This window comes from Janthinobacterium sp. JF4 (genome assembly GCF_059617925.1).
Genome location: NZ_JCAQAV010000007.1, coordinates 18,743 through 42,320 on the forward strand (window position 1 = coordinate 18,743; position 23,578 = coordinate 42,320).

Below are 23,578 nucleotides of genomic sequence, written 5' to 3' on the forward strand. Positions count from 1 at the left end.
GTCACGCCATGAGCACATATTGCACAGCAAGCGGAAGCCGGGTACTCAGCCTGGCGCTTGCCCTCGCCATGATCGGCGCCCTGGCGCCCCAGGCACGCAGCGAACCCGTCGCCGCTACCGCCACCGCCGTTGCCGCCGACACCGCCAGAAGCAGCCGGGCCACCGCCCGTCCCAAGGCCACGCCGCCGCAAAGCGAATCGCGTGCCGGCCGCACCGAGATGGCGCCGCAGATGAGCCTGGCCGAAGGCAAGTCGACCCTGATGCGCCTGCCGTTCGCCGCCAGCCGCATGTCCGTCGGCGACCCGCGCATCGCCGACGTCATCCTGCTCAACCCCAACGAGGTGTACCTGCTGGGACGTTCCGTCGGCACCACCAACCTGATCCTGTGGAACAAGAGCAATGACGCCACCATCATCGACCTGGCCGTCGGCATCGACAGCAGCAGCCTGCAGGCACGCATGGCCGAGCTGCTGCCGAACGAAAAGATCCACGTCACGGTGGCCGGCGACACGCTGATCCTGTCGGGCATGGTCAGCGATGTCGTCAAGGCCGACCAGGCCCTGTCGCTGGCCAACGCCTATGTGCAGCGCAGCGCCCGCAGCGGCAGCGCCACCGCCGGCGCCGCGCCAGCCGCAGGCGCCGCCTCGCCCGCCCCCGCCGCTGCGCCCGATGCGGGCATGCCGCGCGTGATCAACCTGCTGTCGATCGCCGCGCCGCAGCAGGTGATGCTGGAAGTGAAGGTGGCCGAAGTGTCGAAGGTGCTGGTCGACCAGCTGGGCGCCAGCCTGGGCATCAACAAGACCATCGGCAGCTGGTCGTATTCGCTTCTGTCCAGCCTGCTCAGCAACAATCCCAGCGGCTTGAGCGGCGCCAGCAAGAACAACTTCTTCAACCTCGACGCGCAGAAGCGCGATGGCCTGATCAAGGTGCTGGCCGAACCGAACATCATGGCCATCAGCGGCCAGGAGGCAAGCTTCCTGGCCGGCGGCAAGATCTTCATCCCCGTCAGCCAGACCAACAATGGCGGCGTGCCCACCATCACGCTGGAAGAGAAGGAGTTCGGCGTGGCCGTGAAATTCACGCCCACCGTGCTCGAAGGGGGACGCATCAACCTGAAGGTGGCGCCGGAAGTGTCGGACCTGAACAAGGACGGCATCGGCATCACCGCCACCGGCATCTCGGCCACGGCCGTCCTGCCATCGTTTACGACGCGGCGCGCCACCACCACGGTACAGCTGTTCGATGGCCAGAGCTTCGCCATCGGCGGCTTGATCAAGAACAATGTCACGAGCAATATCAAGGCCCTGCCGGGCCTGGGCGAAGTGCCCGTGCTGGGCGCCCTGTTCCGCAGCACGGACTTCCAGACGGACCGCTCGGAACTGGTCTTCATCATCACGCCGCACCTGGTCAAACCGCTGCCGCCCGACTACAAGCTGCCCACCGACGGCTACATCCAGCCGACGCGCGGCGACATGTTCATGCAGGGAAAAATGGAAGGCAGCGCGCCCGCCCCTGCAGCGGCACCGGCACCAGCAGCCCCCATGCAGCCGCAAGCGGCCGCGCCCCAGCCTGCCGCCGGCTTTGACCTCAAATAGGAGAACACCATGAAAACCGCACATTGCCTGCCTTGCGCCGCCCTGCTGTCGCTGCTGTCGCTGCTGGCCGGCTGCACCGCCACCACCACGCCCGTGCTTGATGCACACTTTGGCGAATCGGTGGCGCTGCTCAAGGCCCAGCAAATCATGTATCCAGACGCTTACCGCAATGCCAATCCGGTCAGCGGCATCGACGGCAAGGCCGGCGTCAGCGCCTACCAGCGCTACCAGAAATCGTTTGCGGCGCCGGAACCGCAACCGAATGTCTTCACCATCGGCGTCGGTGGGCGCCAGTAGGCGCCAGTCCCGCGACGCACTTCCCCCAGGCCACCAGGAGACCGCCATGAAAACCGCATTCCGCAGGCACGACAAGCAGCAGGGCGCGATCGCCATCGTGCTGGGACTGACTTTGGTGGTGCTGTTTGCCATGGGCGGCCTGGTGCTGGACCTGGGCCACCTGTACATCGCCAAGACGGAACTGCAGAACGGCGCCGACAGTGCCGCCCTGGCAGGCGCCAAGGAGCTCAATGAAAAAGCCGCCGGCATCGACAGTGCGCTGGTTCAGGCCAAGGCCGTGGCGCAGAAGAACCGCTACGATTTTTCCACCACCCTGACCATCACGGACGCCAACATCAGCTTCGGCCCAAGTCCGGACGGTCCCTGGTCGTCCGGCGCCAGCGCCCGCACCAGCCCCCAGGGCCAGACCTTCATCCGCGTCGACACGGGCAGCAAGACCTTCGCCACCTACCTGATGGGCATCGCCGGCATCGCCAGCACCAGCACCTCGGGCGTGGCGGTGGCGGGCCGCTTCGTCAACGACGTCACGCCGATCGGCGTATGCGCCGTCGATCCGGCCAACAAGACGGCGCAATACACGTATCCCGCCGCGCCGGCCGGCACGGGCCTGACGGAGCTGGTGGAATTCGGTTTCCGCCGCGGCGTCACCTACAACCTGTTCGGCCTCAATCCGCTGGGAGGCCCGTCCGACCCCTATCTGATCAACCCCGTCGATGCGCCGCCCGGCGCCTGCAGCGCCTCGCATTCGAGCGCCGCCTCCACCGCGCCGTTCATGTGCACGGGCAGCAGCGCCGTCATCAGCAGCGGCTCGGGACAGGTCTACACGAACACGGGCATGACGGCCTCGCTGGCCGCCTCGCTCAACTCGCGCTTCGACGACTATGGCGGGCCATCCGTGTGCGACCCCGCAACGGCGCCGCCCGACACCAACATCAAGGAATATCCCTGCGTCGGCAGCTCGCCCTGCGCCGCCAGCGCCGCCAACTCGCCGCCCACCGGCTGGATGCAGCCGGGCGCCAGCACCTTGCCCAGCCAGCAGTCGGTCAACATACTGAACAGTAACAAGAAGCCGGACTACCGCCTGCCGCCGACCTACACAACGCCCGTGACGGCGGCCCAGGCGCAGTTCGCCGGCTACGGCGTGCTGTGGTCCTACGGCCCCGCCTACCAAAGCAATGGCGCCACCCCCGCCAAGGCTGGCACGGCCTACAGCGTCGCGGACGCCAACGCCAACCCCATGTACAGCACGGCCAAGGCGAATTACTTCGACACGGCCAGCTACCCCGTCAGCCCCGGCGCAGGTTTTCCTGCCACTACGCCGCCTTCGCCGTACAACCAGACCAGCGGCCCCACGTTCCAGGCGCCCTCGGCAGCCCATCCAGGCCAGCGCAACCGGCGCATCCTCAACGTGGTGCTGGTCGACTGCCGCACGGCGCCCGTGGGGCCGGCTTCGTGCGGCACCATGAACGCGGTGGGCATCGGCAAATTCTTCATGACGACGAAGGCCGATTTCAGCGGCGGCACCAAGCGGCTCGACGTCGAATTCGCCGGCCTGATCGAGCCCGTGCCGAATTCCGAAATCAAACTCTACAAGTGAGGCGGCCATGCGCATCCACCTTCCCCCCCTCCGGCAGCGCGGCGGCGCCGCCGTCGAATTCGGCATCGTACTGGCCCTGCTGGCCACCCTGCTGGCCGGCATCTTCGGCTTCGGCCGCGCTTTCTGGTACTACGACGCGCTGACCAAGGCCACGCGCGACGCGGCGCGCAACATGTCCGTCAAGGCCAAGGCCGGCATCGCCTCGCAGGGCGTGCCTGCCGCCAAACAAACGGTCGTCGATGCGGCCCTCAGCGCCGGCATCAGCGACTTCACCACGGCCAATGTGACGGTCACCTGCCTGGACGCGGCCTTCAACGACAGCAGCTGCAGCGATGGCACGGCGCCGGGCGGCATCCGCGTCGAAGTCGTCAACTACACGCTGTCGGTGGGCCAGTACCTGCCGTTCGTGATCGGCGCGGCCAGCAGCTATGCCACGCCGCTCTCGCCGCGCACCACCATGCGCTACATGCTGTAAGGAGAACGCCATGCGCCACCGCCTTCCATCGTCTCCCCCAGCCGGGCGCCAGCGCGGCGCCGCCGCCGTCGAATTCGCCCTGGTGGCGCTGCTGTTTTTCACCTTGCTGTTCGGCATCCTCGAATTTGGCCGCATGCTGTACCTGTACAACACGGTGCAGGAAGTGAGCCGCCGCGCCGCGCGCGAAGCGGTAGTGCGCTGGATCGACCAGACCGACACCGTCAAGACGCTGGCCCTGTTCGGCGGCACGGCCCTGCCGGCCGCCCCGGAACTGACGGCCGCCAACATCACCATCCGCTACCTGAACAAGAGCGGCGCCGAAGTGACCTTGCCGCCGCTCGACCCTGGCGACAACCTGTCGGCCTGCGGCGACACCACGCGCACGGCCAGCTGCATCGACAGCGTGCGCGTGTCGATCGACAACGTCAGCTATACGCCGATGGTCAGCCTGTTCGGTTTTCTCAATATCGCCGTGCCAGCTTCGGTCGTGGTCATGCACGCCGAAAGCCTGGGCTTCCAGATCAATTGAACGCCTTTACGGGGAGTACCAAGTGAATATCGTCATCGTCTCGAAGAATGAAGCACAGCTCAAGCGGCTCACCCGCTTGCTGCGCGAACGCAGCACGGCCGACCGCGTCGCGCTGCTGGCGAGCATACCGGATGTCTTTGACAACGGCGTCACGCCGGACCTGCTGCTGCTGGAGCAGGAGCAGGCGGGCGAGGCGGAGCTGGAACGGCTCGAGCTGCTGGGCGGGCGCCATCCGAACCTGGCCATCATCGTGCAATGTCCGCAGCAAAGTCCGCAATTCCTGCTGCGCGCAATGCGCGCCGGCGTGCGCGAAGTGCTGCAGCCGGACGACGACGCGGCCCTGTGCGCCGCCTTGCGCCGCATCGAGGAAAAACTGCAGAAGCAAGTCACGCGCAAGGGCCAGGTGCTGGCCTTCGTCTCGTGCAAGGGCGGCAGCGGCGCCACCTTCATCGCCGCCAACCTCGGCTACGCACTGGCCGCCGGCGAACAGCGCAAGGTGGCGCTGTTCGACCTGAACCTGCAGTTCGGCGATGCCGCCCTGTTCGTCTCGGACCACAAGCCGGCCACCACCCTGTCGCAGCTGTCGCAGCAGATCGTGCGCCTCGACGCCTCGCTGCTCAGCGCCAGCATGATCCAGATCACGCCCGCCTACAGCGTGCTGGCCGCCGCCGACGATCCCGCCCATGCGGCCGACGTCGAGGCCGACCATATCGACCGTTTGCTGACCCTGGCGCGCAGCCAGTACGACTACATCCTGCTCGACGTGGGACGCGGCCTCGACCCCGTCAGCGTGCGCGCGCTGGACCGGGCCGACCTGATCTTCCCCGTGCTGCAGGCAACGTTGCCGTATGTGCGCGACGGCAAGCGCCTGCTCGACGTGTTCCGCGGCCTCGGCTACCGCGAAGACAAGATCCGCCTGATCCTGAACCGCTATGCCAGCAGCGACAGCATCCGCGTGGCCGACCTGGAAGCGGCGTATGGCAAGCATGTCTACAAGTCCATTCCCAACCACTACGAGGGCGTGGCGGCCTCCGTCAGCCAGGGCGTGCCCATCCTCAAGCTGGCGCCGCACAATCCCGTCTCGCGCGCCCTGCAGGAACTGGCCGCCAGCCTGGCCGGCGAAACCCCGCCCGCCGCGCAAGGCTGGGTGGCGCGGCTGCTGGCGCGCGCCTGAGACTCCAACCAGATACCCCCATTCACCGGAGACCGACCATGACTGCCGAAAGACTCACCCTGCGGGACCGCCTGGGCTATGCCCAGGATGACGCCAGCCTGAATGACGATGCCGCGCACCAGGGCGCATCGAGCCAGAGCTACCAGCAACTCAAGCACCGCACCCACCAGGCGCTGCTCGACCGCGTCGACCTGGAGGGCATGCAGCGCCTGTCGCGCGAACAGATCCGCGAAGAGCTGAAAATCCTCGTCAGCGACGTGCTCACGGAAGACAATGTCGTGATCAACGAGCTGGAACGGCGCTCGCTGATCCGCGACATCCAGGACGAGGTGCTCGGCTTCGGCCCGCTCGAACCGCTGCTGGCCGATCCCGGCGTGTCCGACATCCTCGTCAACACCTACCGCCAGGTGTATGTCGAGCGCCACGGCCGCCTGGAGCTGAGCGACATCTGCTTCACCGACGACGCGCATCTGATGAAGATCATCGACAAGATCGTCTCGCGCGTGGGCCGGCGCATCGACGAATCGAGCCCCATGGTCGATGCGCGCCTGCCCGACGGCTCGCGCGTCAACGCCATCATCCCGCCGCTGGCCATCGACGGCCCCGTGATGTCGATCCGGCGCTTCTCGGCCCAGCCGCTGCGCCTGGCCGACCTGATGCTCAAGCACAGCCTGACGGAGGAAATGAGCACCACCCTGCAGGCGCTGGGCAAGGCCAAGGTCAACATCCTGATCTCGGGCGGCACGGGCAGCGGCAAGACCACCATGCTCAATGCAATTTCCGGCTTCATCAGCACGGCCGAGCGCATCGTCACCATCGAGGACGCGGCCGAACTGCAGATGCAGCAGCCGCACGTGGTGCGCCTGGAAACGCGGCCCGCGAACATCGAGGGCAAGGGCGAAGTGACGCAGCGTGCGCTGGTGCGCAATGCGCTGCGCATGCGCCCCGACCGCATCATCCTGGGCGAGGTGCGCGGCGCCGAGGCGCTCGACATGCTGGGCGCGATGAACACGGGCCATGAAGGCTCGATGGCCACCATCCACGCGAACACCCCGCGCGACGCGCTGACGCGGCTGGAAAACATGATCAGCATGGCGTCGGCGGGCCTGCCCGTGAAGGCCATGCGCCAGCAGATCAGTTCCGCCGTCAGCGTGGTGGTGCAGGTGGCGCGCCTGACGGATGGCAAGCGCAAGATCATTTCGATCCAGGAAATCACGGGCATGGAAGGCGAGATGATCACCATGCAGGAAATCTTCACCTTCCGCCAGACGGGCATCAGCGAGGACGGCACGGTGCAGGGACATTTCCATGCCAGCGGCGTGCGGCCGCATTTCCTGGAACGCCTGCGCGCCTTCGGCATCAGCCTGCCGGAAACCCTGTTCGATCCCGCCCGCCAGTACCATTAAGGGGAGCATCATGGACTATCTCTATTACGTATTCGCCATCCTCACCTTCATCGCCGTGGTGCTGCTGATCGAGGGCCTGTACCTGGCGTGGAACACCTCGCGCGGCCCGGAAGCGGAAAGGGTGGCGCGCCGCCTGCGCATCATGTCGGCCGGCGCGCATGGCGAGACGGGCAGCTCGATGATCAAGAAGCGCCTGCTGAGCGACACCCCGGCCCTGCAGCGCGTGCTGCTCAGCGTGCCCCGCGTGCATGCGCTCGACCGCCTGCTGGAGCAGTCGGGCCTGAGCTGGAGCGTAGCCAGCTTCGTCGGCGTAATGCTGGCCACGGCCGGCACCGCGTTTTTGCTGCTGAGCTACTTCAGCGTGCCGTGGATGCTGCGCCTGCCGCTGGTGGCCGGCGCGGCCCTGCTGCCGCTGCTGGTGGTCTTGCGCGCCAAGGCCAAGCGCCTGCAGCGCATCGAGCAGCAGTTGCCCGATGCGCTGGACCTGATGGCGCGCGCCCTGCGCGCCGGCCATGCCTTTCCGACCGCCCTGAAAATGGTCGGCGATGAAATGAATGCGCCGCTGGCCGTGGAATTTCGCGCCACCTTCGACGAAGTCAATTTCGGCATCGCCATGCAGGACGCCCTGATGAACCTGGCCACGCGCGTGCCCAGCACGGACTTGCGCTATTTCGTCATCGCCGTGCTGATCCAGCGCGAAACGGGCGGCAACCTGGCCGAACTGCTCGACAGCATCAGCCGCATCATCCGCGAGCGCATCAAGCTGCTGGGACAGGTGCGCGTGCTGTCGGCCGAAGGCAGGCTGTCGGCCTGGATCCTGTCGCTGCTGCCCTTCGGCGCGGCGGCCATGATCCACCTGACCAATCCGCAGTTCCTGGAAATGCTGTTCGTCGACCCGGGCGGACGCAAGATGCTCGTTGGCGCCCTGCTGCTGATGGTGTGCGGCGTCCTGGTCATGCGCAATATCATCCGCATCCGCGTCTGAGCCCGCAAGGAGAATCCTCATGAATCCCGTGCATATTGCCTTTCTCGCCCTGCTCTTCATCGCCGTCTTCGGCACCGTGCTGGTCGCCATGCGCAGCCTTGCCCCCGATCCCTTGCGCCAGCGCATGGACAACGCCACCGGCAAGAGCGCGGCGGCGCCCGGCGCATCATCCGCGCCCAGCCCCTGGCTGGCGCGCATGGTGCGCCTGAGCGGCCCACTGGCCAAGCTGTCGCTGCCCGACCAGGGCTGGGAAGGCTCCGTGATGCGCCGGCGCTTCATGAATGCCGGCCTGCGCCAGGCGTCGGCGCCCATCCTGTTCTTTTCCGCCAAGACCATGCTGGCCATCGGCCTGCCCCTGCTGCTGTTCCTGGGACTGAGCGCCTCGGGCAGCCAGATGGCGGGCAAGGCACTCCTGTTCTGGCTGCTGATCGTGGCCGCCGTCGGCTACTACCTGCCCAACCTTGTCCTGCAACAAATGATCAAGCGGCGCCAGCGCGATATCTTCGAAAGCTTTCCCGATGCGCTGGACTTGATGACGGTATGCGTGGAAGCGGGCCTGGCCATGGATGCGGCGCTGGCCAGGGTGGCGGCCGAAATCGCCCTGAAAAGCACCGTGCTGGCCGAAGAATTGCATCTGGTGATGCTGGAACTGCGCGCCGGCAATACCAAGGAGCGGGCGCTGCGCAACCTGGCCCTGCGCACGGGCGTCGAGGATGTCGACGCGCTGGTGGCCATGCTGATCCAGGCCGAGCGCTTCGGTACCAGCATCGCCGCCTCGCTGCGCGTGCAGTCGGACCAGCTGCGCACCAAGCGGCGCCAGATGGCCGAGGAAGAAGCGGCGAAGATCGCCCTCAAGCTGCTGTTCCCGTTGATCTTTTTCATCTTCCCTTCGCTGCTGGTCGTCCTGATGGGGCCAGCCTTCCTGCAAATCTACCGCGTGCTCCTGCCCAGCATGGGCAGCGGCAGCTGACCGGAGAGCCGCCATGTCACAGCCCACCACCCTGATGCTCCTGCTCGCCTGCGCCGGCCTGCTGCCCGCCTGCAGCCACCTGCCCGGCCCATCCAGCCACGGCAGCCATGTTGCGCCACCGCCGGCGCGCATGGATGACAGCGCCGCTACCCGCACTGCCGCGTTCTGCAAGCTGGGCAAGCGCCTGCAGGAACTGGGAGACGCGCGCGCGGCGCTGGCCGCCTACCGCGAAGCCCTGCTGCTTGAACCCGGCTCGGCCGATGCGCGCAATGGCGCCGCCGTGCTGCACGCGCAGCTGGGCCAGCTGGAAACGGCGCGCAGCATGCTGCAGGCGCTGGCGCAGGAAGCGCCCGCAGCCAGGACATACAACAACCTCGGCTACGTGCTGTACCTGCAGGGAGAGTATGCCCAGGCGGCGAGCGTGCTGCGCCAGTCGCTGCAGCTCGACAACGGCCAGCAGCCGGCACGCGCCAACCTGGACCTGGCCATCGCGGCGCTGGCGCGCAGCATCGGCACGCTCGACGTCACCGCGCAAGCCGTCGCGCCCGATCTGGCGCCCACGCCAGCGGCGCCGGCCAGCCGTTTGCAGCTGACGCAGTTGCAACCGAATATCTTTGCGCTGAGTTGGCGCGACGCGCCCGTGGCGGCACAAGCCGCGCCAGCGGCTTTGCCCGCCCTGGCAAAACCGACAGCGCTGGCGACACCGCTGCCGAGGCTGGAAGTCATCAACGGCAATGGCCAAACGGGGATGGCGGCGCGCATGCGCGGCATGCTGGGCGGCATGGGCATCAGCGTCCTGCGGCTGGGCAACCAGCGGCCGTACGGCGTCTTGGCCAGCAGCATCGTCTACCGCCCCGGCCATGCGCAGGCGGCCGCCGCGCTGGCCCTGGCCTTGGGCGGCATGCCGCAGCTGCAGGCGGCGGACGACGGCGGCATCGGCGCGGGCGCCGACCTGCGCTTATTGCTGGGCAAGGATGCGGCGGCCAGCCTGCGCGCGCCGGACGTGCGCCTGGCATCGAACACGGCACCGTAGCAGCGGCATCAGCGGCGGCGTCAGCGCGGCAGCAGGCGGCGGTCGGCGGGGTCGAGCAGGAAGCCTTGCAGGATCTCCTGCAACTGCGGCAGTTTCGCCACATAGGCGGGAATGCCCAGCTGGCGCGCGCCGAAGTAGTGGGCGATGATGTCGCCCTGCTGCTCCATGTTGAAGTCGGACAGGATGCCGCCCGCCTGCGCGTCGTAGCGGTAGGCGCGCTGCCCGATGTAGCCGCCGCACAGCGCCAGCAGCACGCCATGCAGCAGCACGCTGTAGCCGAGCTGGTACTGCCACACGTGCACCATCTCGTGGATGAAGAACAGCTTGCCGCCGTGGCCTTCGCGGGAAAAGTCGTCGCGGTACTGGACCGGCATGAAATGCAGGCTGCCGCGCGGCGTCATGGCCGTGTTCTGGTCCTGCAAGCCAAACGGTAGAAAGGAGCCGCGCACGACGCGCACGCGCGCGTAGTCGATGGCGCCCTGGAAGACGCTGCGGGCCATGGCGGTTTCGCCGATGGTGAGGGGGCGGCGCAAGACTCGCATGAGGAGTAGGGAGGAAAGCGCGGCAAGCGGAAAGCCTGCCGCGCTGATACCGCTTAAACCAGGCGCAGGCCGCTGGCTGCTTTCGCAATTTCCGTGATGCGGTCCCAGTTGCCGGCCGCGATCGCGTCTTTCGGCGTCAGCCACGAACCGCCCACGCAGGCGACGTTCTTGCACGCCAGGAACTGCGATGCCGTCTCTTGCGAGATGCCGCCCGTCGGGCAGAACGTGATGTCCGGCAGCGGGCCGTAGATGGCGTTGAGCATGCCGATGCCGCCCGCCGGCACGGCCGGGAACAGTTTCAGCTGCTGGAAGCCGTTTTCACGCGCCGCCATCACTTCGCCCGGCGTCATCACGCCTGGCAGCAAGGGCAGGCCGCTGCTTTTCGCCGCCGCCACCAAGGCCGACGTCAGGCCTGGCGAGACGCCGAAGACGGCGCCTGCATCGCGCGCCTGGGCGAATTCCTCGGGACGGGTCAAGGTACCGACGCCGACGATGGCGCCCGGCACGGCCGACATGGCGCGGATCGCTTCCAGGCCATGTTTCGTGCGCAGGGTCACTTCCAGCACGCGGATGCCACCCGCCACCAGCGCGCGCGCCAGCGGTACGGCATGTTCAGGATCGTCGATCGCAATCACGGGGATCACGCTCGAAGTGCGCATAATTTCCAGTAGTGTCATGGTCATCTCTTATTTCCTAGCCAAAAAGTCTTCATCGGAACCCGGCACGGTATCACCGACATTGTCGGCGTCGTGCAAGGCGACGGTGGTGGGAATCGGCGACGGCAGGCCGAAGGTGGTGGCACCCTCTTCCGCCGCGCTGACGGTGGAACGGAACATGGAAAACAGCTCGCGGCCCATGCCGACGTGGTTCGGCGACAGGTCGGTCGTGACCAGCGAGCGGGCGTGCCAGACGTCGGCCGGCACCAGCGCTTCCAATACGCCGGTGAAGGCATCGAGACGGATGATATCGCCATCGCGCACCAGGCCCAGCGGGCCGCCGGCGAGGATTTCAGGCGAGACATGGATGGCGGCCGGCACCTTGCCCGACGCGCCCGACATGCGGCCATCGGTAACCAGCGCCACGTGGCGGCCCGCGTCCTGCAGGTTGGCCAGCGCCGGCGTCAGCGCATGCAATTCCGGCATGCCATTGGCGCGCGGGCCCTGGAAGCGCAGCACGGCGACGAAGTCGCGGTCCAGCGTGCCGGCCTTGTAGGCGGCCATGAACTCTTCCTGCGAATTGAACACGAGCGCCGGCGCTTCCACCGTGCGGTGCTGCGGCTTGACGGCCGAGACCTTCATCACGGCGCGGCCCAGGTTGCCCGCCACCAAGACCATGCCGCCGTCCGGCGCGAACGGGTTCGACGCGGGGCGCAGCACGTTCTCGTCGGCGCTGGCGGCCGGCGCATCTTTCCAGAAGACCTTGCCGTCTTCACCGAGGAACGGCTCCATGCAGTGCGCGCGCAAGCCGTGGCCCAGGATGGTGTTGACGTCTTCGTGCAGCAAGCCCGCGTCCAGCAGTTCGCGGATCAGGTAACCGGTGCCGCCGGCCGCGTGGAAATGGTTCACGTCGGCGTCGCCGTTCGGGTAGATGCGCGTGAGCATCGGCACGATGGCCGACAGTTCGTTGAAATCGTTCCAGTCGATGACGATGCCAGCCGCCTTGGCGATGGCCACCAGGTGCAAGGTGTGGTTGGTCGAACCGCCCGTGGCCAGCAAGCCCACGACGGCGTTGACGATACATTTCTCGTCGACGATATGGCCGACTGGCAAGTAGCTGCCGCTTTGCGCCGTGATGCCGGCGGCGCGCTGGGCGGCCGCTCTGGTGAGCGCATCGCGCAGCGGGGTATTTGGCGTGATGAAAGCGGCGCCCGGCAAGTGCAGGCCCATCACTTCCATCAGCATCTGGTTGCTGTTGGCGGTACCGTAGAAGGTACAGGTGCCGGCGCCGTGGTAGGCTTTCGATTCGCCTTCGAGCAAGTCTTCGCGCGTCGCCTTGCCTTGCGCATACAGCTGGCGCACCTTGGCTTTTTCCTGGTTCGACAGGCCCGACGTCATCGGGCCGGCCGGCACGAAGACGGCCGGCAAATGACCGAAGTGCAGCGCGCCGATCAGCAGGCCCGGCACGATCTTGTCGCACACGCCCAGATACAGGGCGGAGTCGAACATATTGTGCGACAGCGCCACGGCCGTCGACATGGCGATGGTGTCGCGCGAGAACAGCGACAGTTCCATGCCCGGCTGGCCTTGCGTCACGCCATCACACATGGCGGGCACGCCGCCAGCGAACTGGGCGACGGCGCCCACTTCGCGCACGGCTTGCTTGATGATCTGCGGGAAGCCTTCGAAGGGCTGGTGCGCCGACAGCATGTCGTTGTACGAGGACACGATGGCCACGGACGGTTTCTTGTATTCCTTCAGCGACAGCTTGTCGTTGGCAGGAAAGGCGGCAAAGCCGTGCGCCAGGTTGGTGCACGACAGGGCGCCGCGCTGCACGCCCTGGATGCGGGCCGCATCCAGATGCGCCAGATAGGCGCCGCGCGATGGCCGGCTGCGCGCGATGATGCGCGCTGTTACGGATTCGACTACTGGATGCAGCGCCATATGGATTTCCTTAAAAATGAGTATTTCGTGAAATTTTACTACAAAATGCTGGAGGAGAAGCACTCTTGCATGGGCCAGCAACACAAATAAGCCACGGATTGCGGCGTATCAAAGCAAACCCGGGCAATATCGCGTAGCGCCACCTGCCAATACCTCTCTTATGTGCCACTGGTGCAATCGCTAAAAAAAGCACAACAAAATCAGCTTCACGCTACAAACTGTAGTGAAATTACGTTTTTGTGATGTATTATTCTCATACCACCGCCGGATCCGCTGTTCGCCACCGCGAACGCGCCGCGCTCCTTTCAACCGAGACAAGCACCCAAGCCGACCGCCATGCGCCAGCCAGCACCTACTCCCGCCATCACCGCCACCGCCAGTTTCCAGTCCCTGCAAGCGCACAGCGCCAGCCTGCGCGAAGTGCATCTGCGCCAGCTGTTTGCGGCCGACCCCGCGCGCTTTTCCAGCATGACGGTCGACGCGGCCGGCCTGCTGCTCGATTACTCGAAGAACCGGGTCGACGCCACCGCCATGGCCCTGCTGATGGATCTGGCCCGCGAGCGCGGCGTGGAAGCGCAGCGCGAAGCCATGTTCACTGGCGAGAAAATCAATCTTACCGAACATCGGGCCGTTCTGCATACGGCCTTGCGCGCGCCACGCGGCACGAAGCTGGTGGTCGATGGCCAGGATATCGATGCCGACGTGCAAGATGTGCTGCAACGCGTGAAGGCGTTTACGGACAAGGTGCGCAATGGCAGCTGGCTCGGCTACACGGGCAAGCCCATCTGCGACATCGTCAACATCGGCATCGGCGGCTCGGACCTGGGCCCGAAAATGGCGTGCCTGGCCCTGCGCTCCTACGCCAACCCGGGCCTGGAAATGCACTTTGTGTCCAACGTCGACGGCCACGACATGGAAGCGACCCTGTCCAAGGTCGATCCGGAAACGACCCTGTTCATCGTGGCCTCGAAAACCTTCGTCACGGCTGAAACCATGCTCAACGCCAACACGGCGCGCGCCTGGTTCCTGCTCGAAGGCGAAGAAAAGGATCTGGCCCAGCATTTTGTGGCCGTTTCGACCAACACGCAAGCCATCGTCGACTTCGGCATTTCGCCGGACAACATGTTCCCGTTCTGGGACTGGGTCGGCGGCCGCTATTCCGTCTGGTCGTCGATCGGTCTGGCCGTGGCCCTGTCCGTCGGCTTTGAATACTTCAGCGACTTCCTCGCCGGCGCGCATGCGATGGACCAGCACTTCCGCCAGGCGCCACTGGAACAGAACATGCCCGTGGTGCTGGCGATGGTCGGCTTCTGGAACCGCCAGTTCCTCGATTGCGGTTCCGTTTCCATCGCGCCATACCACCAGGATCTGAGCCGCTTCGCCGCCTACCTGCAACAGCTGGACATGGAAAGCAACGGCAAGCGCGTCACCAAGGACGGCGTGCCCGTCGACGTGCCAACCGGTCCCGTCATCTGGGGCGATTGCGGCACGAATGCGCAGCACGCGTATTTCCAGCTGCTGCACCAGGGAACCGATATTACGCCGATCGATTTCATCGCCGCCCTGCGCGCCACGCACGACTTGCCGGGCCACCACGACGCCCTGCTGGCCAACTGCTTCGCCCAGTCGGAAGCCTTCATGACGGGCAAGACGGGCGAGGAAGTGCGGCTTGACTTGCAGGCGCAAGGCTTGCCGGAAAGCGAAATCGAGGCGCTGGTGCCGCACAAGACTTTCCCCGGCAACCGCCCCAGCAATACCATCTTGATGGACCAGCTGACCCCGACCACCCTGGGCGCCCTGATCGCGCTGTACGAACACAAGACCTTCGTGCAGGGCGTCTTGTGGAACGTCAACAGTTTCGACCAGTGGGGCGTGGAACTGGGCAAGGTGCTGGCGAAGAAAATCCAGGCCGAACTGACGGGCGAAGCCCGTCCCGACCACCACGACAGCTCGACCAATGGCTTGATCGCCCTGGCCAAAGCCGCCAAGGCGGCGTACTAACTTAATTGAGGTTTATGAATATTTACGAAATCAAAGTAGTCAGTGACCAGCCCATGCAAGTGGGCGAATGCCCGCTATGGCATGGCAAGGAAGCGGCCCTGTACTGGGTCGACATCGATGGCCGCGCCGTGCACCGTTTGCACCCGGCCAGCGGCAAGCATGAGCAGTGGAGCATGCCGACGGAACCGTCGGCGCTGGCCATCAATGCGGGCGGCGGCCTGATCGTTGCGCTGCGCAGCGGCTTCGCCCACCTCGACACGAAGACGGGCAGCCTGGCGCAAATCGCCCCGGCGCCGTTCGACATGGCCACCACGCGCTTCAACGATGGCAAGGTCGACCCGGCAGGCCGCTTCTGGGTCGGCACGATCTTCGAGCCGCGCAGCGCCGATGCGGCGGAAATGTTCGTGCTGGAAAAGGGCAATGTCCGCAAGGTCTGGTCGGGCGGCATGACGGTGTCGAACGGCCTGGGCTTTTCCCCGGACAAGCGCAGCATGTACCACGCGGATACCACCACGCACCGCATCGACCGCTTCGATTTCGACGCGGCCACAGGCGCCATTTCCGCGCCGCAGCCGTTCCAGCGTTTTTCCACGGACAAGAAAGCGTTTGATTACGGCGGGCGCCCCGATGGCGCGGCCGTCGACAGCGAAGGCAATTACTGGTCGGCCATGTTTGAAGGCGGCAAGATCTTGCGCTTCGCCCCCGATGGCCATCTGCTCGGCGAAATAACCGTGCCCGTGCGCTGCCCCACCATGGTGACGTTCGGCGGCCCCGACCTGCGCACCCTGTACATCACCAGCGCCAGCCATAACCGCTCGGCCGAGGAAATTGCCAACTACCCGTTGACGGGCCACGTGCTGTCCGTGCGCGTGGACGTGGCGGGCCAGCCGGAGACGGCTTACCAGGCGTAATCGTTTCAAACATGAAAAAGCGCCGGCACCTGCGAGGGTCCGGCGCTTTTTTTACGCCCACGTAGGCCGGATTAGCGGGGCAAGGCCCCGCGTAATCCGACCTACGGTTGCTTCAGCTTACCGCGCCAGCACCTTGCGGATGGTTTCAGCCAATTCAGCCGCCACAAACTTGGCCACATAGCCATCGGCGCCCACGCCCTTGACGTGGTCTTCGTTGGTCGAGCCCGTCAGCGACGAATGGATCACCACGGGGATATTGGCGAAGCGGCCATCGTTCTTGATGTTGCGCGTCAGGGTAAAGCCATCCATTTCGGGCATTTCCAGGTCGGTCAGCACCAGCGCCACCTTGTCTTTCGCCGTCTTGCCTTCCGTGGCCGCCTGGGCCGAGATGGCCTGCAGGCGCTCCCACGCTTCCTTGCCCGTCTTGGTCATGATGAAAGGCACGCCCATCGCTTCGAGGCCCTTTTCGATCAGCGAGCGGGCCAGCGAGGAATCGTCGGCCGCGAGGATCACGGCGCCGGCCGGCAAGCGCACTTGCGGGCCGATGCTGTTCTCGTCCACGTCCGGGTCGCCCGACGGCAGCACGTTACGCAGGATTTGCTCCACGTCCAGCACTTGCGCCAGGCGTGTCTTGTCCGTGTCGCCATCGAGGCGCGCGATACTGGTGACGAGGCCGCCACCGACGCTCGATTCGGCCGACAGCACCTGGTTCCATTCCAGGCGCACGATTTCATCGACCTCTTCCACGGCAAACGCCTGTGTCGAGCGGGCAAATTCGGTCACCATCAGGATCTTCAAGCCATTGCTCTTGCAGCCGACCGCCATCGGCAAGTCGATCACGGGCACGATCTGGCCACGGATATTGACCACGCCCAGCATGTGCGGGTGCGAACCGGCCACCGCCGTAATGGCCGGCATTTCCATGATTTCGCGGACTTTGAACACATTGATGCCGAACAGTTCGCGGCTGGTCGAGTGATCACTGGTGCCCAGCTTGAACAAGAACAGTTCGAATTTGTTATTGCCTGTCAGGCTGGTGCGTTCATCGACATCTTGCTGCATTGAATTCATTGTGTCCCCTTGAGCCGTCTTGTAAAGTTAAGTCGCCTGCCCCTGATGCTGCTGACAGTGCGGACTGCACGTCGCATGGACGTCGGATGGCGGGTTCGGGGCATGGCCGGCGCTAACGGTGCAGTGTATGTCGTACAATTTCTTACAACCAATAGTTGCTATCGATTTCAGCTTGAATTATACGGTTTTTTACTTTCCTCAAAGCTACTTTACGCTGCCAACGGCGATCCTGACAGCATTTCTTGATTTGCTTGTTGCTACAGCGCAAATGATGACGGAGAGAATCGAAAATTTCCCTGGCAACCATGGTTGCTTTGAAAATCCAATGAAAAGCAAGACGCTGCGCCGGCGCCGGCGCCGGCGAACGGCATATAATGGCCATGCCGGCACCACTGGCAGGCATACGGGGCAAAATGGCGACGGCGAGGGATGGAATGTAGTAAAATTTCTTGCAATTGCCCGTTCTACGTAGTAAATTTACACCACCGATTATAGTAGCGACAGACTGGCACTTCCGGTCGGCTTCCTCCCCGCTCCGGCCCTTTTACTTTTGCGACGACACTCACTTATGGCACTTACCGATTTTGACCTGGTCCTGTTTGGCGGCAGCGGCGATTTAGCAATGCGCAAGTTGTTGCCTGCAATGTATGCGCGCGACGTCGCGAACGATTTGCCGCCGACGGCGCGCATCATCTGTGTGGGCCGCCAGGACAGCGGCCAGGATGCCTTCCTGAAGATGGTAGAGACCAACTCGCGTCCCCACATCAAGGCCAGCACCCTGAATGCCGCCACCTGGAGCAAATTCTGCGCGCGCATCGTGTATGTGTCGCTCAATGCCAGCGATGCGGCCACGTACGCGCCGCTGGTCGAAGCGCTGCGCGGCGATGCCGACCTGACGCGCGTGTACTACCTGGCGACGCCGCCGCATCTGTTCGCCCTCATCTGCGACAACCTGGAAGACAATGGCCTGGTCACGCCGAATTCGCGCGTGGTGCTGGAAAAACCGCTGGGCCGCGACCTGGCCAGCGCCAAGCAGATCAACGCCGAAGTGGGCAAGGTCTTCCAGGAATCGCAGATCTACCGTATCGACCATTACCTGGGCAAGGAAACCGTGCAGAACTTGCTGGCTCTGCGTTTCGGCAACATCCTGTTCGAACCGCTGTGGCGCCGCGAATGGATTTCCGACGTGCAGATCACCATCGCCGAGAAACTGGGCGTGGGCAACCGCATGGGTTACTACGACACCTCGGGCGCGCTGCGCGACATGCTGCAAAACCACTTGCTGCAACTGCTGTGCATCGTCGCCATGGAACCGCCAACCTCGATCGCGCCGGATGCCGTGCGCGATGAAAAACTGCAAGTGTTGCGTTCGCTGAAAAAATTCACGCCCACCACCCTGGCGCAAAATATCGTGCGCGGCCAGTACCGCGCCGGCCACGTCGATGGCGCCACCGTGCCGAGCTACCGCGACGAGCCGGATGCGCCGGAACATTCGCGCACCGAGACCTTCGTCGCGCTGAAGGCGGAAATCGATACGTGGCGCTGGGCCGGCGTGCCGTTCTATCTGCGCACGGGCAAGCGCATGGCCGACAGCCTGGCCGAGATCGTCGTGCGCTTCAAGCAGATTCCGCACTCGATCTTCAACCAGCCCACGTCGAGCTTCCAGCCGAACTGCCTGGTGATCCGTTTGCAGCCGGACGAAGGCTTGCGCATGAACCTGATGGCGAAAACCCCGGGCGACGGCATGCGCTTGAAACCGGCGGAACTGGAACTCGATTTCCGCGAATCGTTCAAGACCCCGCGCATGGACGCCTACGAGCGTTTGCTGCTCGACGTGCTGCGCGGCCAGCTGACGCTGTTCATGCGCGGCGACGAACTGGAAGCGGCCTGGGAATGGGTCGAGCCGATCCTCGACAACTGGGAACAGAACGACAGCGCACCGATTCCGTACACGGCCGGCACCTGGGGCCCCGCGGCCGCCAGCGCCCTGATCGGCCGCGATGGCTTGCAGTGGCGTGAAGAAGCCTTACCGGAAGATTAATAGGCAAGACAAGGGCCTGCCCGCATATGGGCAGGCCCTTTGCCTATTATCCCCACACTCCCGAACACCTACCAGAAGACTACCCTGATGCTGCTTGATTCCATCCGCACCCAGCTCGATTCGCTCTCCAAGTCGGAGAAAAAGGTCGCGCTGGCCGTGCTTGACCAGCCGAACCAGACGGTCAGCCAGAACATCACGGCGCTGGCGAAAAGCGCGCAGGTGTCGGAACCGACCGTGGTGCGCTTTTGCCGCACCCTGGGCTATGACGGCTGGCATGAATTCAAGCTGAAACTGGCGCAGGGCCTGGCCCTGGCCATGCCTGGCGCGAACGAGCAGCCGGCGCAGGACGACCTGGCGGCCGACCTGGTCAACAAAATCTGCAGCCGCTCGATCAACACCCTGCTCGACCTGCGCAACAACCTGAACCCGGAAGCGATCCAGCGCGCGCTCGACATCCTGTCGCGCGCCAGCAAGATCGAATTCTACGGCCAGGGCACCTCCGGTATCGTGGCGGCCGACGCGCAGCACAAGTTCTTCCGCTCGGGCGTGCCGACGGTGGCCTACAGCGATCCGAACATCCACAGCATCGCCGCCGCCCTGCTGCGCGGCGGCGACTGCCTGGTGGCCATCTCGCAGCGCGGCAACAGCCCCGCCTTGGTCCGCTCCGTGAAACTGGCGCGCCGCGGCGGCGCCGACGTCATCGTGCTGGCCCCATCTGGCACGCCGCTGGCCGACCTGGCGACCGTCCTGATCCCGATCGACCTGGTCTTCAACACCGACCCCTACACCCCGATTTCCGCCCGCCTGGCCTACCTGGTGGTGATCGACGTGCTGGCCGTGGGCCTGGCCCTGCAACGCGGGCCTGAATTCCGCAAGAAGATGCAGAATGCGCAAAAAGCACTTCAAGAGTTTGACATGCAGTTCGATTCCTTCATCGGTTGAGGCGATAAAGAGCATGGGCGGACTGTCCGGATTATGTACAATACCCCGGCAAGCCCATTCACTCTTTCCCGTGCAGCCATGAACCAACTCGAACAACTAAAGCAATTTACTACCGTGGTGGCCGACACCGGCGACTTCCAATCGATCCAGGCTTACACGCCGCGCGATGCGACGACGAATCCGTCGCTGATCCTGAAGGCCGTGCAAAAGGATGAATACAAGCCGCTGCTGGAAAAGGCCGTGCGCGACCATCCAAATGCCTCCACCGCCGAGATCATCGACCGCCTGCTGATCGCGTTTGGCGTGGAAATCCTGCAAACCATCCCCGGCCGCGTCTCCACCGAAGTCGATGCGCGCCTGTCGTTCGACACGGAAGGCACGGTCGCCAAGGGCCGCGACCTGATCGCCCTGTATTCGAACGCCGGCATTGCCCGCGAGCGCGTGCTGATCAAGATCGCCTCGACCTGGGAAGGCATCCGCGCCGCCGCCATCCTGGAAAAGGAAGGCATCCGCTGCAACATGACCCTGCTGTTCTCGCTGGCCCAGGCCATCGCCTGCGCCGAAGCGGGCGCCCAGCTGATTTCGCCGTTCGTCGGCCGCATCTACGACTGGTACAAGAAATCGACGGGCATCGACTACGTGGGCGCGGAAGACCCGGGCGTGCAATCGGTACGCCGCATCTACAACTACTATCGCAAGTTCGGCTACAAGACCGAGGTGATGGGCGCGAGCTTCCGCAACACCTCGCAAATCCTCGAACTGGCCGGCTGCGACCTGCTCACCATCAGCCCCGACCTGCTGCAAAAGCTGGCCGACAGCGATGCGCCGGTGGAGCGCAAGCTGAGCGCCGAAGCGGCGCCATCGACCAACATCGTGCAGATGTCGCTGAACGAAGAAGCCTTCCGCTTCATGATGAATGAAGATGCGATGGCGACGGAAAAACTGGCCGAAGGCATCCGCGCCTTCTGCGTCGATTCCGGCAAGCTGAAACAGATGATCTCGGCACTGCGCTAAGAGCCAATCCCGGTAGGGAGCGTCTTCTGCTGGCAGCACATCAGGAGCGCGGACAAGGCGTGAGGAGGACGCGTGGCGAGCCACGCGACGACGATCAATGCAGTCCCCGCTTCTGAGGCGCGCCAGCGGGGGATGTATTCATCTACCGGGATAGGCTCTAGGCACGACAGGCGTAAAAAAAGCGGCGTCCGTGCAGTGCACGGCGCCGCTTTTTTCATGCAGGGACGATCAGGAGCAACGGAAGGTCGCTACGCCCTGGTAATTGGCGCCATTCGCCAGCTGCGCCTTGTAGGCTGCCAGCAGCAGATAGCGGCCGGTGCCGCCGTCGCCCAGCATCAGTTGCGCGCCCGTGCCACCCGACAGATAGCCGCCGGTGATGCTGCTCGACGCGGCCGATGCGATGGTGGTGGAAGCCGATACTTTGCCCGTGCTGCCGCCGGCGCTGGCGTCGATGGCCAGCGCCACCTTGGCGCCGGAAGCATCAAAGGACAGGCTGGCATTGCCGCTGGCCGTGCCGAAGTGCGCGGTCGACGAAACGCTGCTGCCGCCCGTATAGCTTGGCGCCGTGAACGTGCCCGCATCGCAGGTCAACGTGCCGGTCGCTGGCAGTGCGGCAAGCACGTTATAGGCGACGTAATGCGCACTGGCATTGTTGCCGCTCAATGTCGTGGCGCCAGAGCTATTGCTGAACGCGCCCTTGAACCAGCGTCCCTGCGCAAAGGCGGCATCGCCGCTGATTTCACGCGTCACGGACGGGTTGCCCGTCAGGACGATGCTGCCGATAGTGCTCAAGGCGCCGGAGGTATCCTGCACCAGCGTGCTGGCCTTGCCATTGCTCTGCAAGCCGATCGACGTAAAGACGAAACGGCTGTTGTCGCCATTGATGAAACGGGCGCTGACGCTGCCCGTATTTTCGCCAGTGGCCGCCGGCACGGCGGGAACGACGGGAACGACGGGCGCCACCGGATCAGCAGGCTTGACCGTATTCACGGCAACGGCCGTGTCGGATGGGGAAGAAGAACCGCCGCCACCGCAAGCGGCGAGCGAAGCGGCGATCAGGGTCAGAACAAAAGCGTGATTCAGTTGCATACGATTCCAATAAAAAAGCAAGACATAAGGAATCCTTGGCACATGCCAAAAATTCAACGTCCAATATTATGCAACATTTCTCAAGAGAATGGTTGCCTTAAAGAAATTTATTTATACCAACAACGTGACTATAACGAGCGCGTCTGTGTCGTGGCGCCGCGCTGGCGGTAAAATACCTGGCTACCGGCCGCCAGCGACTACCCATGCAATCACCGATCACCATCCGCCTGGGCCGCCGCGCCCGCGCCCGCATCGCCGCAAACGGCTTGCGCGCGCTTGACATCGCCATCGTCCCTGCCGCCGCAGGCGGGCCGAAAGGCCTGATCCTGCACCAGCTCGATTGCTGGCTGTTCGGCGACTACCTGGCGCAGGCGCCGCGCCCGCGCCACTTCGTCGGCGCCTCGATCGGCGCCTGGCGCATGGCCGCCGCCGTGTTCCCCGACCCGGTGGCCGCGCAGCGCCGCCTGGTGCGCGAATACGTGGGCCAGCGCTACCCGGACAAGCCCGAGGCGGCGCACGTCAGCCGCACGTGCCGCGCCCTGCTCGACGCCGTCCTCGATGGCCAGGATGCACAGCTGCTGCGGCATGCGCAACACAGCCTGTCGGTGCTGGCCGTGCGCGGCATCGGCGTGCTGGCGCAGCCGGGCAAATGGCGCGACCGGCGCGGCTTCCTGCTGGCCGCCGCCGGCAATGCCGTGGGGCGTGCGCGCCTGGCCGCCTCGCTGGAACGCGCGGTATTCCATGCCGGGCCGGACGGCGCCAGCTGGCTGCGCTCGCGCTTCGACGCCTTTCATTCCCATTTCGTGCCGCTGGCGCAAGAGAACCTGCGCGATGCGCTGCTGGCCTCCGGCTCCATCCCGCTGGTGCTCGACGCCGTGACGGACATCGCCGGCGCGCCGCCCGGACGCTACTGGGACGGCGGCCTGGTCGACTACCATTTGCATCTGCCCTACCAGCGCGAACCGGACCTGGTGCTGTACCCGCATTTTGCCGACCACATCGTGCCGGGCTGGCTGGACAAGGCCATGCCCTGGCGCCGCGCGCGCAGCGGCGATAGCGCACTCGACAACATGATCCTCGTCTCGCCCTCGCCCGCCTTCGTGGCCAGCCTGCCCAACGGCAAACTGCCGGACCGGCGCGACTTCCCCCGTTACGGGCAGGACCACGCGGCGCGCATGCGCGACTGGCGCCGCGCCATCGCGGAAAGCGAACGCATGGCGGCCGCCTTCGCCCGCTGGGCCGAGCAGCCGGACCTGCGCCAGGCGCTCGACCTGTAGCACGGGCGCGGCTGCAACAGGTGCAAGGA

At 65.0% G+C, this 23,578-nt stretch carries 22 protein-coding genes; 17 read left to right on the forward strand and 5 right to left on the reverse strand.

Features of this window, described 5'->3' with window-relative positions; translation table 11 throughout:
* Window positions 1–8: 8 nt before the first annotated feature.
* Genes AC54AF_RS08970 through AC54AF_RS09015 form a run of 10 tightly spaced genes read left to right on the forward strand, consistent with a single transcriptional unit; the run spans window position 9 to window position 10,061 of the window.
* Window positions 9–1,595: a type II and III secretion system protein family protein gene (locus AC54AF_RS08970; RefSeq protein ID WP_496636273.1), complete on the forward strand. Its 1,587-nt coding sequence runs from the start codon at window positions 9–11 to the stop codon at window positions 1,593–1,595.
* 9 nt (window positions 1,596–1,604) lie between these two features.
* On the forward strand, window positions 1,605–1,892 hold the full coding sequence (locus AC54AF_RS08975) for a hypothetical protein (RefSeq protein WP_496636274.1): 288 nt from the start codon (window positions 1,605–1,607) through the stop codon (window positions 1,890–1,892).
* A 46-nt stretch (window positions 1,893–1,938) separates the two neighbouring features.
* Window positions 1,939–3,489 carry a pilus assembly protein TadG-related protein gene (locus AC54AF_RS08980; RefSeq protein ID WP_496636275.1) on the forward strand — a complete coding sequence of 517 codons (1,551 nt, stop codon included), beginning with the start codon at window positions 1,939–1,941 and terminating at the stop codon, window positions 3,487–3,489.
* 7 nt (window positions 3,490–3,496) lie between these two features.
* A complete protein-coding gene (locus tag AC54AF_RS08985) occupies window positions 3,497–3,964 on the forward strand; it encodes a TadE/TadG family type IV pilus assembly protein (protein WP_496636276.1) in 468 nt (155 codons plus the stop codon).
* A 10-nt stretch (window positions 3,965–3,974) separates the two neighbouring features.
* Window positions 3,975–4,493 carry a TadE/TadG family type IV pilus assembly protein gene (locus AC54AF_RS08990; RefSeq protein WP_496636277.1) on the forward strand — a complete coding sequence of 173 codons (519 nt, stop codon included), beginning with the start codon at window positions 3,975–3,977 and terminating at the stop codon, window positions 4,491–4,493.
* Between the two features lie 22 nt (window positions 4,494–4,515).
* On the forward strand, window positions 4,516–5,667 hold the full coding sequence (locus tag AC54AF_RS08995) for a CpaE/TadZ family protein (protein WP_496636278.1): 1,152 nt from the start codon (window positions 4,516–4,518) through the stop codon (window positions 5,665–5,667).
* Between the two features lie 38 nt (window positions 5,668–5,705).
* Complete coding sequence (locus AC54AF_RS09000; protein ID WP_496636279.1) at window positions 5,706–7,073, forward strand: TadA family conjugal transfer-associated ATPase; 1,368 nt, start codon at window positions 5,706–5,708, stop codon at window positions 7,071–7,073.
* Window positions 7,074–7,083: 10 nt separating this feature from the next.
* Window positions 7,084–8,058: a type II secretion system F family protein gene (locus AC54AF_RS09005; protein ID WP_496636280.1), complete on the forward strand. Its 975-nt coding sequence runs from the start codon at window positions 7,084–7,086 to the stop codon at window positions 8,056–8,058.
* A 19-nt stretch (window positions 8,059–8,077) separates the two neighbouring features.
* Window positions 8,078–9,028: a type II secretion system F family protein gene (locus AC54AF_RS09010; protein WP_496636281.1), complete on the forward strand. Its 951-nt coding sequence runs from the start codon at window positions 8,078–8,080 to the stop codon at window positions 9,026–9,028.
* Between the two features lie 13 nt (window positions 9,029–9,041).
* Window positions 9,042–10,061, forward strand: coding sequence for a LytR C-terminal domain-containing protein (locus AC54AF_RS09015; RefSeq protein ID WP_496636282.1), 1,020 nt, complete (start codon window positions 9,042–9,044; stop codon window positions 10,059–10,061).
* 20 nt (window positions 10,062–10,081) lie between these two features.
* On the opposite strand, the gene AC54AF_RS09020 is transcribed toward AC54AF_RS09015, so the two are convergent.
* The 3 genes from AC54AF_RS09020 to edd form a co-directional block, all read right to left on the reverse strand.
* Window positions 10,082–10,594 (reverse strand): Rhs element Vgr protein, encoded by a 513-nt coding sequence (locus tag AC54AF_RS09020; protein ID WP_496636283.1) that lies wholly within the window; start codon window positions 10,592–10,594, stop codon window positions 10,082–10,084.
* A 62-nt stretch (window positions 10,595–10,656) separates the two neighbouring features.
* A complete protein-coding gene (gene eda, locus AC54AF_RS09025) occupies window positions 10,657–11,286 on the reverse strand; it encodes a bifunctional 4-hydroxy-2-oxoglutarate aldolase/2-dehydro-3-deoxy-phosphogluconate aldolase (protein WP_131687785.1) in 630 nt (209 codons plus the stop codon).
* A gap of 3 nt (window positions 11,287–11,289) precedes the next feature.
* Window positions 11,290–13,203, reverse strand: a complete 1,914-nt coding sequence (gene edd, locus AC54AF_RS09030; RefSeq protein WP_496636284.1) for a phosphogluconate dehydratase — start codon at window positions 13,201–13,203, stop codon at window positions 11,290–11,292.
* A 336-nt stretch (window positions 13,204–13,539) separates the two neighbouring features.
* Between edd and pgi the strand changes: the two genes are divergently transcribed.
* Together pgi and AC54AF_RS09040 are read left to right on the forward strand one after the other, a co-directional pair.
* Window positions 13,540–15,204 carry a glucose-6-phosphate isomerase gene (pgi, locus tag AC54AF_RS09035; protein WP_496636285.1) on the forward strand — a complete coding sequence of 555 codons (1,665 nt, stop codon included), beginning with the start codon at window positions 13,540–13,542 and terminating at the stop codon, window positions 15,202–15,204.
* 14 nt (window positions 15,205–15,218) lie between these two features.
* Window positions 15,219–16,115: an SMP-30/gluconolactonase/LRE family protein gene (locus tag AC54AF_RS09040; RefSeq protein ID WP_496636286.1), complete on the forward strand. Its 897-nt coding sequence runs from the start codon at window positions 15,219–15,221 to the stop codon at window positions 16,113–16,115.
* Window positions 16,116–16,232: 117 nt separating this feature from the next.
* Here AC54AF_RS09040 and AC54AF_RS09045 read toward each other — a convergent pair whose 3' ends face one another.
* A complete protein-coding gene (locus AC54AF_RS09045) occupies window positions 16,233–17,186 on the reverse strand; it encodes a chemotaxis protein (RefSeq protein ID WP_070281275.1) in 954 nt (317 codons plus the stop codon).
* A gap of 127 nt (window positions 17,187–17,313) precedes the next feature.
* Here AC54AF_RS09045 and AC54AF_RS09050 point away from each other — a divergent pair, with 127 nt between their 5' ends.
* From AC54AF_RS09050 to tal, 4 genes are all read left to right on the forward strand, one after another.
* The gene (locus AC54AF_RS09050; protein WP_496636287.1) at window positions 17,314–17,658 is read left to right on the forward strand and encodes a hypothetical protein; all 345 of its coding nucleotides are present in this window, start codon (window positions 17,314–17,316) and stop codon (window positions 17,656–17,658) included.
* A gap of 96 nt (window positions 17,659–17,754) precedes the next feature.
* The gene (gene zwf, locus AC54AF_RS09055) at window positions 17,755–19,227 is read left to right on the forward strand and encodes a glucose-6-phosphate dehydrogenase (RefSeq protein ID WP_034750861.1); all 1,473 of its coding nucleotides are present in this window, start codon (window positions 17,755–17,757) and stop codon (window positions 19,225–19,227) included.
* Between the two features lie 87 nt (window positions 19,228–19,314).
* Window positions 19,315–20,169 carry an SIS domain-containing protein gene (locus AC54AF_RS09060; protein WP_071075885.1) on the forward strand — a complete coding sequence of 285 codons (855 nt, stop codon included), beginning with the start codon at window positions 19,315–19,317 and terminating at the stop codon, window positions 20,167–20,169.
* A 78-nt stretch (window positions 20,170–20,247) separates the two neighbouring features.
* A complete protein-coding gene (gene tal, locus AC54AF_RS09065) occupies window positions 20,248–21,183 on the forward strand; it encodes a transaldolase (protein WP_131687779.1) in 936 nt (311 codons plus the stop codon).
* 228 nt (window positions 21,184–21,411) lie between these two features.
* On the opposite strand, the gene AC54AF_RS09070 is transcribed toward tal, so the two are convergent.
* Complete coding sequence (locus tag AC54AF_RS09070; protein ID WP_496636288.1) at window positions 21,412–22,272, reverse strand: hypothetical protein; 861 nt, start codon at window positions 22,270–22,272, stop codon at window positions 21,412–21,414.
* 203 nt (window positions 22,273–22,475) lie between these two features.
* Between AC54AF_RS09070 and AC54AF_RS09075 the strand changes: the two genes are divergently transcribed.
* Complete coding sequence (locus AC54AF_RS09075) at window positions 22,476–23,549, forward strand: patatin-like phospholipase family protein (protein WP_496636289.1); 1,074 nt, start codon at window positions 22,476–22,478, stop codon at window positions 23,547–23,549.
* Window positions 23,550–23,578: the final 29 nt, after the last annotated feature.

Coding starts and splice junctions, on each gene's coding strand:
- AC54AF_RS08970 (WP_496636273.1), top strand. CDS start 9: ATGAGCACATATTGCACAGCAAGCGGAAGCCGGGTACTCAGCCTGGCG.
- AC54AF_RS08975 (WP_496636274.1), top strand. CDS start 1,605: ATGAAAACCGCACATTGCCTGCCTTGCGCCGCCCTGCTGTCGCTGCTG.
- AC54AF_RS08980 (WP_496636275.1), top strand. CDS start 1,939: ATGAAAACCGCATTCCGCAGGCACGACAAGCAGCAGGGCGCGATCGCC.
- AC54AF_RS08985 (WP_496636276.1), top strand. CDS start 3,497: ATGCGCATCCACCTTCCCCCCCTCCGGCAGCGCGGCGGCGCCGCCGTC.
- AC54AF_RS08990 (WP_496636277.1), top strand. CDS start 3,975: ATGCGCCACCGCCTTCCATCGTCTCCCCCAGCCGGGCGCCAGCGCGGC.
- AC54AF_RS09000 (WP_496636279.1), top strand. CDS start 5,706: ATGACTGCCGAAAGACTCACCCTGCGGGACCGCCTGGGCTATGCCCAG.
- AC54AF_RS09005 (WP_496636280.1), top strand. CDS start 7,084: ATGGACTATCTCTATTACGTATTCGCCATCCTCACCTTCATCGCCGTG.
- AC54AF_RS09010 (WP_496636281.1), top strand. CDS start 8,078: ATGAATCCCGTGCATATTGCCTTTCTCGCCCTGCTCTTCATCGCCGTC.
- AC54AF_RS09015 (WP_496636282.1), top strand. CDS start 9,042: ATGTCACAGCCCACCACCCTGATGCTCCTGCTCGCCTGCGCCGGCCTG.
- eda (WP_131687785.1), bottom strand. CDS start 11,286: ATGACCATGACACTACTGGAAATTATGCGCACTTCGAGCGTGATCCCC.
- edd (WP_496636284.1), bottom strand. CDS start 13,203: ATGGCGCTGCATCCAGTAGTCGAATCCGTAACAGCGCGCATCATCGCG.
- pgi (WP_496636285.1), top strand. CDS start 13,540: ATGCGCCAGCCAGCACCTACTCCCGCCATCACCGCCACCGCCAGTTTC.
- AC54AF_RS09040 (WP_496636286.1), top strand. CDS start 15,219: ATGAATATTTACGAAATCAAAGTAGTCAGTGACCAGCCCATGCAAGTG.
- AC54AF_RS09045 (WP_070281275.1), bottom strand. CDS start 17,186: ATGAATTCAATGCAGCAAGATGTCGATGAACGCACCAGCCTGACAGGC.
- AC54AF_RS09050 (WP_496636287.1), top strand. CDS start 17,314: ATGTCGTACAATTTCTTACAACCAATAGTTGCTATCGATTTCAGCTTG.
- zwf (WP_034750861.1), top strand. CDS start 17,755: ATGGCACTTACCGATTTTGACCTGGTCCTGTTTGGCGGCAGCGGCGAT.
- AC54AF_RS09060 (WP_071075885.1), top strand. CDS start 19,315: ATGCTGCTTGATTCCATCCGCACCCAGCTCGATTCGCTCTCCAAGTCG.
- tal (WP_131687779.1), top strand. CDS start 20,248: ATGAACCAACTCGAACAACTAAAGCAATTTACTACCGTGGTGGCCGAC.
- AC54AF_RS09070 (WP_496636288.1), bottom strand. CDS start 22,272: ATGCAACTGAATCACGCTTTTGTTCTGACCCTGATCGCCGCTTCGCTC.
- AC54AF_RS09075 (WP_496636289.1), top strand. CDS start 22,476: ATGCAATCACCGATCACCATCCGCCTGGGCCGCCGCGCCCGCGCCCGC.